9 protein-coding genes are annotated in these 13,718 nt (G+C 57.8%); all 9 read left to right on the forward strand.

Features of this window, described 5'->3' with window-relative positions:
* The first annotated feature begins 126 nt into the window (after window positions 1-126).
* Window positions 127-1,047, forward strand: a complete 921-nt coding sequence (locus tag ABIE16_RS26575) for a TauD/TfdA dioxygenase family protein (RefSeq protein WP_340312583.1) — start codon at window positions 127-129, stop codon at window positions 1,045-1,047.
* 134 nt (window positions 1,048-1,181) lie between these two features.
* Window positions 1,182-3,542: a TonB-dependent receptor gene (locus tag ABIE16_RS26580; protein ID WP_429522247.1), complete on the forward strand. Its 2,361-nt coding sequence runs from the start codon at window positions 1,182-1,184 to the stop codon at window positions 3,540-3,542.
* A 258-nt stretch (window positions 3,543-3,800) separates the two neighbouring features.
* Window positions 3,801-4,610, forward strand: coding sequence for an energy transducer TonB (locus ABIE16_RS26585; RefSeq protein ID WP_429522248.1), 810 nt, complete (start codon window positions 3,801-3,803; stop codon window positions 4,608-4,610).
* Window positions 4,611-4,654: 44 nt separating this feature from the next.
* Window positions 4,655-5,380, forward strand: a complete 726-nt coding sequence (locus ABIE16_RS26590; protein ID WP_429522249.1) for a MotA/TolQ/ExbB proton channel family protein — start codon at window positions 4,655-4,657, stop codon at window positions 5,378-5,380.
* A gap of 1 nt (window position 5,381) precedes the next feature.
* Window positions 5,382-5,783 carry an ExbD/TolR family protein gene (locus ABIE16_RS26595; protein WP_429522250.1) on the forward strand — a complete coding sequence of 134 codons (402 nt, stop codon included), beginning with the start codon at window positions 5,382-5,384 and terminating at the stop codon, window positions 5,781-5,783.
* Between the two features lie 291 nt (window positions 5,784-6,074).
* Window positions 6,075-6,656, forward strand: a complete 582-nt coding sequence (locus ABIE16_RS26600; protein ID WP_008045411.1) for an alpha/beta hydrolase — start codon at window positions 6,075-6,077, stop codon at window positions 6,654-6,656.
* A gap of 55 nt (window positions 6,657-6,711) precedes the next feature.
* Window positions 6,712-7,638 (forward strand): sigma 54-interacting transcriptional regulator, encoded by a 927-nt coding sequence (locus tag ABIE16_RS26605; RefSeq protein WP_429522251.1) that lies wholly within the window; start codon window positions 6,712-6,714, stop codon window positions 7,636-7,638.
* Window positions 7,639-7,853: 215 nt separating this feature from the next.
* On the forward strand, window positions 7,854-8,900 hold the full coding sequence (locus ABIE16_RS26610) for a hypothetical protein (protein ID WP_429522252.1): 1,047 nt from the start codon (window positions 7,854-7,856) through the stop codon (window positions 8,898-8,900).
* Window positions 8,901-8,944: 44 nt separating this feature from the next.
* Window positions 8,945-13,639, forward strand: coding sequence for an RHS repeat domain-containing protein (locus tag ABIE16_RS26615; protein ID WP_429522253.1), 4,695 nt, complete (start codon window positions 8,945-8,947; stop codon window positions 13,637-13,639).
* The last annotated feature ends 79 nt before the right edge of the window (window positions 13,640-13,718 follow it).

The following is a 13,718-nucleotide window of genomic DNA, read 5'->3' on the forward strand; positions in this document are numbered from 1 at the left end:
GGTTTTAAATGCAACCTCTTATTCCGTCAACGAAGCATGTAGATATCTATTAGATCTAAATAGAATATAGATAGAGCAGGGTTTCGCGGCCGGTTCAACCGCAAGCAGTCTGATGAGGGTCTACCCATGAGCAATGCCGCTTTCGCAGTACAACCCGCTGTTCACGCGCTTGAAATCCATCCGGTGGCCGGCCGCATCGGTGCCGAAATCCGTGGCGTACAGCTTTCGGGCGAGCTGGATGCCGCCACTGTTGAAGCCATTCAACAGGCACTGCTGCAATACAAAGTGATCTTCTTCCGCGACCAGACCCAGCTCGACGACCAACGCCAGGAGGCGTTCGCCCACCTGCTCGGCGAACCGGTGGCGCACCCGACCGTACCGGTGCGCGAAGGCACGCGCTTTCTGCTGGAGCTGGACGGTGCCGAGGGCCAGCGTGCCAGCTCCTGGCACACCGACGTGACCTTCGTCGAAGCCTACCCAAAAGCCTCGATCCTGCGCTCGGTGGTGGCCCCGGCTTTCGGCGGCGACACCCTGTGGGCCAACACCGCCACTGCCTATGACGGGTTGTCGGTGGAGCTGCGTGAGCTGGCCGACAAGCTGGTCGCCGTGCACAGCAACGAATACGACTACGCCGGCACCAGGCCTGATGTCTCGGCCGAGAAGCTGGAGCGCTATCGCAAGATTTTCACTTCGACCGTGTACGAGACCGAACACCCGGTGGTTCGCGTGCACCCGATCAGCGGCGAGAAAAGCCTGCTGCTGGGGCATTTCGTCAAACGCATCAAGGGTTATTCCCAGGCCGATTCGGCGCACCTGTTCGGTCTGTTGCAGAGCCATGTGATCCGCCAGGAAAACATCGTGCGCTGGCGCTGGAAGGCCGGTGATGTGGCGATCTGGGACAACCGCTCCACCCAGCATTACGCGGTGGATGACTACGGGACCCAGGATCGCATCGTGCGCCGGGTGACGCTCAAGGGGGAAGTGCCGGTGGGGGTGAACGGGCAGGTCAGCCAGACGGTGAAAGGGCCGGATATCGACGGCGTCTGAACTGACGCTATCGCGAGCAAGCTCGCTCCCACAGGGGATCTTCGGAGTTCACAGGATCAGTGTGGGAGCGAGCTTGCTCGCGATGGCGGCCTGGCAAGCAACAAAGCATTTACTTTGATCGGGAACCCCGTCTTATGAGTCCGTTGCACCTCGCTTCAACCTCTTCACCCCAACGGCTCAAAAGCCTGCCACTGGCCTTGTTGCTGGCAGGCAGCGCCAGTTGGACCCAAGGCTATGCAGCCGACAGCGCCACCCCGGAATCCATTCCGGCCAAGGCCGCCACGGCCGACAGCGCGCAATTGGAAACCGTGACGGTCACCACTCGCCGCCGCGAAGAAAGTTCTCAGGATGTGCCGACGCCGATGAGCGTGGTCAGTGGCCAGACCCTGGAAACCCAGCGGGTCTATCGCATCCAGGATCTGCAGCAACTGGTGCCGAGCGTCAACGTCGCCTACATGCATGCGCGCCAATCCAGCGTGTCGATCCGTGGCCTGGGCAACAACCCGGCCAGCGATGGCCTGGAAGGCAGTGTCGGCCTGTACATCGACAACGTTTACCTCGGCCGCCCCGGCATGGCTGTATTCGACCTGATGGACATCGAGCAGCTCGAAGTGCTGCGTGGCCCGCAAGGCACCTTGTTCGGCAAGAACACCACCGCCGGCGTGATCAACATCAGCACCCGCGCGCCGACCTTTACCCCTGAACGCAGCATCGAATCTTCGGTGGGCGAGGATGGCTACTTCCAGACCAAGGGCACGATTTCCGGCCCGCTGAATGACGAACTGGCGGGACGTTTTTCTGCGTATCGCACCCGCAGCGACGGTGACATCAAGAATGAATTCGACGGCCACGATTTGAACGGTGGCTCCCGCGAAGGCTTCCGTGGGCAGTTGCTGTTCAAGCCTAACGAGTCGTTCAACTTGCGCTGGATCGGCGACTACAACGAGGAAGATTCCAGCGCCGGCACCCGTGTGTTGTACAACACCGGCCCAACCATCAATGGCACCAACCTGTATCAGACCCGGGCCAACGCGGCGGGCGCGACACTGGTCGACGGCACGCACCGCAAGGTCAACCTGAACAACGAACAGCACGTCACCGTGCATCAGGGCGGTACTTCGGTCGAGGCCAACTGGACGCTGCCAAGCGACTTCACCCTGACTTCTATCAGCTCCTATCGCTGGTGGAATTTCACCCCGCGCAACGATGATGGTCTGAACGTATCCGCCTTCCACAACGCTGGCGTTTCGGTGGAGGATAAGCAGTACTCTCAGGAGTTTCGCCTGGCGTCGCCTACCGGTGGATTCTTCGATTACGTGCTCGGCGCCTACTACTTCGGTTCCGACCTGGACAACAAATCCTTCACCTTCTACGGACCGCAAGCGGACATCTGGAGCGGTACACCTAACGGTGCGCTGAACAACATCGACAGCGTCGGCAACGGTCATATCGAAACCAACAGCTTTGCGCTGTTCGCCCAAGGCACCTGGCACTTGACCGAACGCCTGGATTTCACCGCCGGGCTACGTGGCACCTATGAAGAGAAAAACGCCAATGTCACGCGCGAGGCACCGGTCGGTGGCGTTGCGGTAACCGGTGCGGCCGCCGCAGCACGGCGCGGTCGTGCCGGCGCTTTCGATTCCGGCGATCTGAATCAGTACAGCTCCAGCCCTTCGGGTCTGTTGAACCTCAGCTACCGCATCACCGACGACCTGCTCACATACACCACCTTGTCCCATGGCGAAAAGTCCGGCGGGGTCAATCTGGCGGTAGGCACGGCAGCGGTTGCCGGCGCCGACTCGCTGCTGATCGGCACCGAGCGCGCCAATAACGCCGAGCTCGGTTTCAAGAGCACCCTGTGGGACCGTCGCCTGCAACTCAACGCCAACCTGTTCTGGACCCAGGTCAACGGCTATCAGACCAACGCCTACGACGCCGTCAATCGCGTGCAATACCTGACGAACGCCGGCTCCGTGCGCTCCCGTGGCGTGGAGTTCGAAAGCACCCTGATCCCGCTGCGTGGCCTGACGCTGAACATCAACGGCTCGTACAACGACGTCAGCTACCTCTCCTACAAGGACGCACCTTGCCCGCCGGAAGTCAGCCTGGCGCCGGGCGCTCCAGCGTCCTGCGACCTCAGCGGCCATCAAGTGGTCGGTGCTTCGAAATGGATCGGCAACGCCAATGGCGAATACAAATGGAACCTGAGCAACGGCTTCGAAGAGTACGTCACCGCCAGCTATGCGTTCCGCTCCAAAGCGGTGGGCACGGTGGAAGATTCCGACTTCGGGCAGATTCCGAGTTATGCGGTGGTCAACCTGTCCACCGGCCTTCGCGGCGACTTCAACCAGGGGCAGTGGGACGTTTCGCTGTGGCTGAAAAACGCCTTCGACAAAACCTACTACACGACGCTGTGGACGGCCGCCAATGGCGGTTATGAAGGCCTGCTCGGCACACCGCGGACGCTGGGCGTGACCGGTCGATATGACTTCTGACGGCGAAAAACCATGCCTTGGATGAATACTTTCAATGCGGGCAAGGCATCGGTTTTTTTCCACTACGCCGGAGCCCTTGAACGGCGGGCTCTGGCGGTGGGTGATGGTTTTATATATTCACTAAAGGTCTAAACATAAGTTTAAACATTACTTTCAGAGCTAAGCGTTCAAGCCAATGATTGCTCTACCAGAACGTCGTCGGGGGATGTTCAGCACGACGTTCCGGTAATCCGCAAAGAGACCGCAGGGAGTTAAACAATGGGCAATGTCCAGACCGCCGCCGGTGCACATGAAGTGCTGTGGCGCCAGGCACCCGGTGGTGAGCTGGTCGACCTCGGCCGACCGCACCGGGTGCCCTTGGGCCAGTTACGTTTGCAGCGCGCGCCAAAAGGCGTCCTTCGCCGACGGGAAACGATCGTGCTGGGCTTGCTGGCGTTGCTGGTGCATGGCGCGGTGATCTATTGGGTCAATCAGCAACCGACCACCGTGCTGCCCATCGTGCCACCGCAGATTCCGCCGATGACCATCGAGTTCTCGCGTCCGGCGCCACCGGTGGTCGAGCCGCCGCCACCGCAACCTGTCCAGCCAGTGGTTGAGCCGCCTGCGCCCGTGGAAGACGAACTGGCTGTGAAGCCGCCGCCACCGAAGCCGGTTCCCAAGCCCAAACCGGTTGCCAAGCCGATACCGAAACCGGCGCCCAAGGCTATTGAGCAACCACCCGCGCCGCCGAAACCGGCTGCGCCCGTAGCGGCTCCTGCGCCACCTGCTCCCCCGGCCCCAGCTCCCGTGACACCTGCTTCAGCAAGCGCGGGCTACTTGAAAAACCCGGCGCCGGAATACCCCTCGCTGGCCCAGCGTCGTGGCTGGGAAGGCACGGTGTTGTTGCGCGTGCATGTGCTGGCCAGCGGCAAGCCCGGCGAGGTCCAGATCCAGAAAAGCAGCGGTCGCGATGCACTGGACGAAGCCGCTCTGAACGCAGTGAAGCGCTGGAGTTTCGTGCCGGCCAAGCAGGGTGATGTCGCCCAGGACGGTTGGGTCAGCGTGCCCATCGATTTCAAGATTCATTAAACCGAAACCAAATTCGCGCGAAACGTTTACACGAGGAATACACCATGACGTTACTGGCATCTCCACTTGAATCCATCGAAAGCGCGGTGATCTGGCTGCTGGTGGTTTTTTCCGTCGCGACCTGGGGTCTGGCATTGCTCAAGGGCGTGCAGTTCGGTCGCCTCAAGGCACAGGATCGAAAGTTTCATCAACAGTTCTGGGCCGCTTCGAGTCTCGACTCGGCGGCCGAACTGAGCGAAACCAGGCCCGGAGCGGCAGCCCGGGTTGCACAGGCCGGTTATGCGGCCATCCAGGTGGGCGAGGCGCCGCAGGCGGCGGACCTGAGCCAGGCGATCAATCATCAGGATCGACTGGAGCGAGCCTTGCGACAGCAGATCGTGCGCGAGCGCCGGTCGCTGGAAACCGGGTTGGCGGTACTCGCGAGCATTGGCAGCACCTCGCCGTTCATTGGTTTGTTCGGCACGGTGTGGGGAATCATGGAAGCGTTGAAAGGCATCAGCGCGGCGGGCTCGGCAAGCCTTGAAACGGTCGCCGGGCCGATTGGCGCGGCACTGGTCGCCACTGGCGTAGGGATCGCCGTCGCGGTGCCGGCGGTGCTGGTTTACAACTATTTTTTGCGTCGTTTGAAACTGACGGCGGCGGACCTGGATGACTTCGCCCACGACTTCTACAGCCTGGCGCAGAAGAGTTCGTTCCGTGTGCTGATCCACCCGACGGCGCACAAAGTGGCGACCCAGGGCAGCGTGCAGAAAGTGAAGGAGGCGTCCTGATATGGCCTTCTCCACGCAAGACACCGATGAGGTGCTCAGTGAGATCAACGTGACGCCGCTGGTGGATGTGATGCTGGTGTTGCTGGTGGTGTTCATCGTCACCGCACCGCTGCTGACCAACGCCATTCCGATCAACCTGCCCAAGACCGAAGCGGTGGCGCCGGTGGAGCAGAAAGACCCGTTGGTGGTGAGCATCGACGGTGCCGGCAAACTGTTTATCAACAAGGACGAGATACAGCCGGACTTGCTGGAGTTCAACCTCAAGTCGGCGAAGACCAAGGACCCCGAGGTGCGCGTGCAGTTGCAGGCGGACGATGGGGTGAATTACGGCGAAGTGGCACGGGCCATGGCGTCGATTGAACGGGCAGGGATTACCAGGCTGTCGGTGATTACTGCGCGTTAACAAATTTTCGTTTTCCGGGGCCGTCTCCTTGGCAGGGTGCGGCCCTTTTTTTATGCCTCGATTTCAGTAACACCACAAACCCCCTGTGGGAGCGGGCTTGCTCGCGAATGCAGAGTGTCAGGCGACAAGGATGTTGGATCTGAAGGCCCCTTCGCGAGCAAGCCCGCTCCCACATTAGATCGAGTTGTATATTCGATACTGGTCTTAATAAATAGCTTCTTATTCCTTAACGAATATAAATCCTCTCCCTATACTCGACCTGGAACAGACACGCAGCAGGAGAGCTCCCCCATGCGCAACGAATCAATTCGCTACCTGATTGTGCCGGGCTGGCAAGGATCGCCAGAAGATCATTGGCAAAGCCACTGGCAGAACAGCCTGCCGAATAGCGCACGGGTGGAACAGGCTGACTGGTTGACGCCGCGCCGTGAAGACTGGGTCGCGGCGCTGGCCGAGGCGATTGCCGCCGACAGCACGCCGGTGATTCTCATTGCCCACAGCCTGGGTTGCATCACCGTCGCCCATTGGGCCGCGAGTGCCCCCGTGCAGTTTTTGCGTCAAGTGCGCGGCGCCTTGCTCGTCGCACCGGCAGATGTCGAACGCCCGGCTTGCGCGCCGGCGTTGCGCAACTTCGCACCGATACCGACGGATCTGCTGCCGTTCCCCAGCCAGGTTGTCAGCTCCGACAACGACAGCGCCGTCAGTGCACCGCGGGCCCTGGAGCTGGCGCGTAACTGGGGCGCCGAGGCGGGGATTCTGGCGGGGGCAGGGCACATCAACGTGAAGTCCGGTCACCAGCGTTGGGAGCAAGGTTTTGCCTACCTCTATCGACTGCAAAACCGCATGGAACACCACGCCCTGCGCCGCGCTTGAACACTTTCTTTATTTAACGCCCCCGTCTCCCGGCGGTTTTGGGCGGGAGTCTGCCATGAGCTTTGAAACCTTCGGCCAGCCGCTGCTGACCTTTCCCGATGCGGAAAAAAGTCCCCTGAGCATCCGCGCCAAGGCGCTGGTGTTTGTCGATTCACGTTCACGACAATTACGTGAAGACCTTGAGCAACTGGCCACGCGTTCAGTGTCAGTGCTTATCCGTGGCGAAACCGGCACCGGCAAGGAGTTGCTGGCCCGCCATATCCACCGCGCCAGTGATCGCGGCGGGTTGTTCGTGTCGGTCAATTGCGGCGCCATCAGCCCGACCTACGCCGACGCCGAATTGTTCGGCTATGCGGCGGGCAGCTACAGCGGCTCGGCGAGCAGCCGCGCCGGGTGGTTCGGTTCGGCCAATGGCGGCACGCTGTACCTGGACGAAATCGGCGACCTGCCGCTGCCGATCCAGACCAAATTGCTCGCTGCCCTGGAGAACCACGAAGTCACCCGCGTCGGAGCCCATCAGCCGAGCCCGGTGGATGTGCGTCTGGTGGCGGCCACCAGCATCGATCTGGCCCAGGCGGTTGCCGCCGGAAAATTCCATGAACGCCTTTATCACTACCTCAGCGAAGGCCAACTCGAGTTGCCGGCACTGCGCGAACGCACAGGTGACATCCTGCCGCTGGCCGAATACTTCCTCGGTATCTACAGCCAGCGTCTCGACTTGCCAGTGCCGTTGATCAGCGAAGCGGCGCAGCTTGTGCTGGAACGCCACAGTTGGCCGGGCAATACCCGGGAACTGGAAAACGTCATCCACTTTGCGCTGTTGGTGAGTACCGGCGACGAGATCTTGCCGGAGCATTTGAATTTGCCGGTTGTCCGTCCATCTGCGGTTCTTGTACGAGGATGGATAGATCTACTTATTCAACAAGGGGATGTCGCTGACGTCCGGGCGCTGAGAGAGTATTTCGCAAGCATCAATATATAAGCACGTTTATTGGCGTTATAACGAAACCGGGCAATTGATGGTTGCCTGGTTTTTTTATGGGCGCTGATTCTTGCTGTTATATTTTGTACTATTTGCAGTGTAGCTGTAACAATTTTCTGTTTTGTGGGTTGATAGGTTTTGACATATCTTCTTATTTCTCCCTGGATACATTGATATCCGTCATTGTTAAATATCATATGAAAAAGGATTTTTCTGTGAAGTTTGTTGGAAATAATGCTGCGATAGCTCCAGGTGTCGACGATGAGTTGAAAGATATCAATCTCCTTGTCGACGGTTATATGCCTGCTGACCCGGAGATGGCGCCCCAGTCTTTTCAAGAGGCTGATTCTCCTGAGTGGATAGACCTCAAACGACTTCAGGTTTTCTCGACTTCGGGCGGAAACATAATTTACGCCAACGGATACCAGCAGTTGAGATTGATGGTAGTTGTACAAGCTGTCGACGAAGGGCAAAAGGTAGTTGGAATTTCCGAAAGCGAACTCGACAGCATTCAACTGCTGGATGCCTATTCCGGAAAAGCCCTGCCGATAGACACCATTCGAGACGGCGAGGAACCGGTGTGGAAGTGCATGCTGGAGCGACGCTTGCCGTACGCGCCGTTTCCTCACACGGGTGAACTGCATGGCCCGGTTGTGCGGGGGAAAGGCATCTTTCTCAAGGAGTTCTACGTCAGCAGCAACTCACCCGACCCCGTCAAGCTGATTGCGGCCATTACCCGTTCGGACGGTGAGGTGTTCAATTCGGAAGAAACCTCGGAATTCGGTGAAATAAGCCTGAGGACCGTGCCACCGCCGATCTATCGAAAAGAACAGTTCAGGGTCAAACACCTGTCCGCCAACTGGAAACCGACAGAGAACGTTGCCAAGGTTGATCGATATGTCCTGGACCTGTTAGTGGACCAGCACCATATAAAATTCGTCGATTGCTCGATTACCGGCGTGTTGCGGGCACGCAGTGAACATCCTGACTATCTCGGGTACTACGCCGTTGGCTATTTTAATGGGCTCAAGTCTAATGACGGCGCGGAGGCATTGTGGGAAACAGCCGATCAAATTGCGACCTACCATGATGAGCAAGGCAAAATAACTTTTTTGATGCACTTTGCCAGAAAGGGCGGAGAGTCCACAGTTCGATATGATCAATTGTCGGTGAAGATGTTTGTTCGGGATATGTATGGGAACGGGCATGAAGTCGACGTCGCAATGAACACCCAAAGCCCTTCGATGATCGAAGTTGTTTAATTTTACTGTATCTGCAGCGTCAAGGAATGATGATGAGTACAGCTATGCCAGAAGTGGAATCCAGCGCGTTCAATTTTTCTGAATTTATACAGTCTGGAGTGGACGTCCGTACCGGCTCTTATAGTACCAGCATTAATCTCGCGGGGTGGGTGGCCAACAATATCAACGGTCCGCTGATACCCTTCAGTATTTCATTCGATAGTTTCCGCACAACGGATTTCGGTTGGGGACGCGGTTGGTCATTGGGCTTGAGCTCCTACAATCGAAAGACCCGTAAGCTGACCCTTGCTAGCGGAGTTTCTTATCGTGTCTACATCAGCAGAGGGCAGCTCATCGTCCGGGATAAAAAGCTTCAAGACACTCGGGTCACGCTCGACGGCGACAACCTGGTTGTCAGCCATAAAAACGGTCTGATCGAGAGGTTGGTCAGGCCGGATGAAACTTATGATGAATGGTTGCCCGAACATGTCTTCTCCAACGAAGGGCGCTCGATCAATCTGAAATACATGTTGGTGCGGGGCCGTCGCGTCCTGCACGAAATTCACGATCAGCAACAACGCGTCGTGGCCCTGAGTCATGAAACGAAAGATCAACCCGCCAGCATTACCGTATGGCCTGATCATCCGCCAAGACGCTTGAATTTTGTTTTGCGGGTTCGTGATGGTTGGCTTCGGCAGATAACCCTTGATCACGGTTCTGCCGAGCACCTTGCATGGTCATTCAATTACCAGTTACTCGATGGTTTTCTGGTCATGACGGACGTCCGCGCGCCGGGCGGCAGTGTCGAGCGTATCGAGTACGCTCCTCAGAAGCATCGGTTGCCGCTCGGGGCGCCGATCAATGCCTTGCCGGCGGTGCGGCGCAGTGTTCTGGTGCCGGGTACAGGGTTGCCGACGATCACCCGTGTCTATGAATACTCCGACAAAAATTTCCTCGGCTATCAATCGGGACTTCGTTGGGTGCAGGACGGGGACCATCTGCATGGGCACAAAGGACCTTACACCTACTCCTGCACCGAACGCCTGGTTGCGGGGGAGGGTGTTAATGCGGTTGAACTGAGTCGCATCGAAAGAACCTACAACCGCTTTCACCTGATGATCTCGGAAAAATCCATTTCCAACGGCAAGGTTCAGCAAAAAACGGTTGTTTATCACGATGTTGACGGTCTGGACTTCTCCGGTCAGCCCGCCCATTTCCAACTGCAGAAAACAGCTATCGTCAGTTATGTCGATATTTCCGCGAGCGCCACGCGCCGAACCGAAACTACCCATACGACCTATGATGAATTCGGCAATCTGCTAACCCAGATCAATCCGAGCGGAGCCCGGGAGGACTACGTCTATTATCCGGCCGAAGGTGCCGAGGGTTGCCCCCCCAATTCACTGGGCTTCATCACGGCATTGAAGGAGCGATCGGTCACGCCTTCACCTGATTTTGCCCCGGCGCCGACAGTCATTGTCCGTTTTTCCTACATCGACTTGCCCTCTTTGCGCGAAGGCGGTCATCGGTTTTTGTTGCCTCAAAGCGAAAGGTTGTTTGAAGGCGGGAACAACAAGCCATGCGTGGATACTCGATTCGAGTACATCGATGATGCCAGCGATGCATTTTACGGACGCCTCAAGAGTCGCTCGCAAACCGGGCACAACGGTCACCGCCGTCTCGAATTCAAATATTCAATTGATGGAGATTGGGTAAAAACCCTTCAACGATTGTTCGTGGGTAGTGAAAGGCATGATCGCAATGTCTGGCATGACCGATTTATCGGACAGGAAGTCAAGCTTCGGGATGGGGGCGGCAATGAGTTGTTGAAGAAGTACGACAATCTGAACCGTGTCGTTCGCGAGACAGCGGCATTCGATGGAACGGATATCGCGTCACGCATCACTGAATTCTACGGCGAAAGCCAGTCAGAGGACGGCGCAACCATCGGCATCACCAACATACGGGGAGTGCTGAGCAAGATTTGGCTCGACGGGGTCGGGCGCACGACCAAGGTCAAGGTTCAGGATTTCGATTCAGCCGACAGACCATTACGTCTGACCTATGAGGCCCACTACGACAATTTTGGGCGACTGGTGAGCGAAGTCAGCCAGGACTGGTCCGAGGGCAAGGCCACCGAGTCAACCACGACCTACAGCCACGACGGCTGGGGGCGCGTATGCAGAACGGTAGGTCCTGACGGTGTCCCGGTAAACGATGTGTTTGACCCGGTTTCATTGACTCGAACTTGCTGGCTCGACGGCGCTGGAAAAACCCGTTCTGTATTGAACGTGTTCGGTAAGCCGGACCGGGAAGAACGCATCGACTCCGAAGGTGCGGTCACTATCACCGCGACTTTTACCTACGACGGACTTGGGCGTTGCCTGACGCAAACCAACGAGGCGGGATTCGAAACGAGCTTCCGTTATGACCTTTACGGGCGTCTGATCGAGACGATTCTGCCGGATGGCACTTCGATAAAAAAAAAGTATGACCCCCTGAGCACGGGTGATCATCCAATCGAAATCAGTGCCGATGACTACGTATTGGGCACCCGGACTTACGACGGTTTGTTGCGTGTCACTCGTACGACCGTCGGCGGCAGAACCGAAACCAGGACCTATGAGGGGGGTGGCGCTCAAGCTTTGCAGCAAGTGACGGCGGCGGGCGATGTTTTCAGGTTCGCCCTTGATCCCATGCTCAACGGGGCAGTGACCGCGCGGATGGGCGGCCACGCGGAATCAGCCAGGCATCGATTTGATCCATTGACCGGGCAACTCGTCGAAACTTCCAGCCCTGCCATTCAGCGCCGGTTTGAGTACTCCAGGTCGGGCAAAGAAAAGTCCCGGGAGTGGATCTCCAGCGAAGGCCGCTTCGGCACTGCCACTACCCGTTCATTGAATGGGCTGCCCGTCAGCTTTATCGATGTCAACGATGTAGAAACTGCTTACATCCATGACGCTGCGGCGCGGCCCGTGGAAATACGGCAGGGACCGGTTCTGGCGAAGTACGCCTACGGTGCCCAGGGCCAGTTGCTGACATTGAGTGTCGAGGACACCGCCTCGAAACGTTCGCTGACGACCACCTTGGTTCACGATGAGTTCGGTCGTGAGATTCAGCGTATTTCGCAGTTCGGCGACGGATCTCGCCTGGAGGTCATTCAAGCGTTTGGGGCCGATGACAAACTTCAGCAACGATCGCTGGTGTCCGGTGCGCAGTCACGTACAGAAACCTTCGCCTACGACAGCCGCGGGCGTCTGACGCGCTATGACTGTGAAGGCACGCAGGCACCGATCGATGCCTGGGGAAAACGCATTGATTTTCAGGCGTTCACCTACGACTACCTCGACAACCTGTTGACGGTGCGTACGGGGTTCGATGGGGAGGAGAACCTGTGCAGGTTTTCCTACGATCGTCCTGACAAAACCCAGTTGAGTTCAATGACTCACAGTCACGCGCACTATCAGCCCGGGCAAGTGAGCTTCGAATACGATGCCAACGGTAATCTGCTTAACGATAACCAAGGGCGCACGTTCAGGTATGACACGCTGAGTCGGCTCGAAAGTGTCGCCAGCGCTGGCGGTCGCACGCACTATCAATTCGACGGCGAAGATCAATTGCATGCGGTGGCTGCCGAATCCGCAGAGTTGATCAGGCTTTTCCATAGCGAACATGCGCTGTGCAGCGAAGTGGCGGGTAACCATCGACGCAGTCTGTTGTCAGGCGACGGCAAGTACTTGGCCGAGCAGCAAGGTGACGATGTTGTCTTGTTTGTCACGGATGGTCAGGGCACCGCCCTTGCTCGCCTTGGATCTCAAGACGAATCTGTTTTGTCCTGCCTTCCTTATGGTGATCGCCCCGCATCGAGCGGACTTGGCGCCCTGCTGGGGTTTCAGGGTGAGCGACTGGACCCTTCAACCGGGTGTTACCTGCTCGGCAGGGGGTATCGGGCCTACAACCCCCGATTGATGCGATTTCACAGCCCCGACAGTTGGAGCCCCTTTGAGGGTGGCGGCCTCAATGCCTATGCCTATTGTCTGGGGGATCCGGTCAATCTCAAGGATCCCACCGGGCATATCCCGACCCTGGGATGGGTGAAAATCGGAGTGACTGCCGCCCTGGCCGCCGCCGCGATTGCCCTCACCGTCGTGACCATGGGCGCAACCGCACCACTCGTGCCGATCTCGGCCAACGCCTTGGCCTTTTTAACCCTGGAGGTCATTTCCGCGACAGTTTCAATTGCCTCCGCGGTTGTCGATGAACTGGCCCCGGATAGCCTTGGCGCCCAGATATTGACCTACTCGTCGCTGGTGCTGGGAGTGGTGTCGTTGGGGGCCACCGCGGTTGCAAAAATTGGCAGTAAAGGCATTGGCTTTGCGTTGACGAAAAGTGTCGGCTCCCTGGCAGACGTGGTGGCTGCACAGCGAGGGGCCGCGCGGGTGGCAGTGGGGCGGCGTCTACACGGCGCTGTTTCCACGGCAAATGAGGCATTGAGAAGCACGGTCAAATTACAAAGCCGGCTAAACAACGTGTTGACGGCAAAAACGGTCACCAGTGGGGTGGGTATCGCTGCCAAATCAGCATTCGTGGTCGCGAATTCGGAAAAGTACGCTGCCAAAGCCGACGCATTGCTTCAAGACTACTGGCCATCACTGACTGAGGGTTTCAGTGCCCAGAAATTTCGAAGCGATGCGCTGGACGCTCTGGAGTCATTCACCCATGAGATTGGCGAGCAGATCATCAAGCTGCGCGGTGTTTGAACAACGATGAGCAGAGATCTAGATTATTTCAAAATGGAATATCAACTCGAATAAAAGTTATTGTTCGGGAATAAAAAAT

It is taken from the genome of Pseudomonas sp. 2725 (genome assembly GCF_050434585.1).
GTDB classification, from domain to species: Bacteria; Pseudomonadota; Gammaproteobacteria; order Pseudomonadales; family Pseudomonadaceae; genus Aquipseudomonas; species Aquipseudomonas jessenii.

Bases quoted from the DNA above. Each gene is read 5' to 3' on its own strand.
- ABIE16_RS26575 (WP_340312583.1), top strand. From the start codon at position 127: ATGAGCAATGCCGCTTTCGCAGTACAACCCGCTGTTCACGCGCTTGAA.
- ABIE16_RS26580 (WP_429522247.1), top strand. From the start codon at position 1,182: ATGAGTCCGTTGCACCTCGCTTCAACCTCTTCACCCCAACGGCTCAAA.
- ABIE16_RS26585 (WP_429522248.1), top strand. From the start codon at position 3,801: ATGGGCAATGTCCAGACCGCCGCCGGTGCACATGAAGTGCTGTGGCGC.
- ABIE16_RS26590 (WP_429522249.1), top strand. From the start codon at position 4,655: ATGACGTTACTGGCATCTCCACTTGAATCCATCGAAAGCGCGGTGATC.
- ABIE16_RS26595 (WP_429522250.1), top strand. From the start codon at position 5,382: ATGGCCTTCTCCACGCAAGACACCGATGAGGTGCTCAGTGAGATCAAC.
- ABIE16_RS26600 (WP_008045411.1), top strand. From the start codon at position 6,075: ATGCGCAACGAATCAATTCGCTACCTGATTGTGCCGGGCTGGCAAGGA.
- ABIE16_RS26605 (WP_429522251.1), top strand. From the start codon at position 6,712: ATGAGCTTTGAAACCTTCGGCCAGCCGCTGCTGACCTTTCCCGATGCG.
- ABIE16_RS26615 (WP_429522253.1), top strand. From the start codon at position 8,945: ATGCCAGAAGTGGAATCCAGCGCGTTCAATTTTTCTGAATTTATACAG.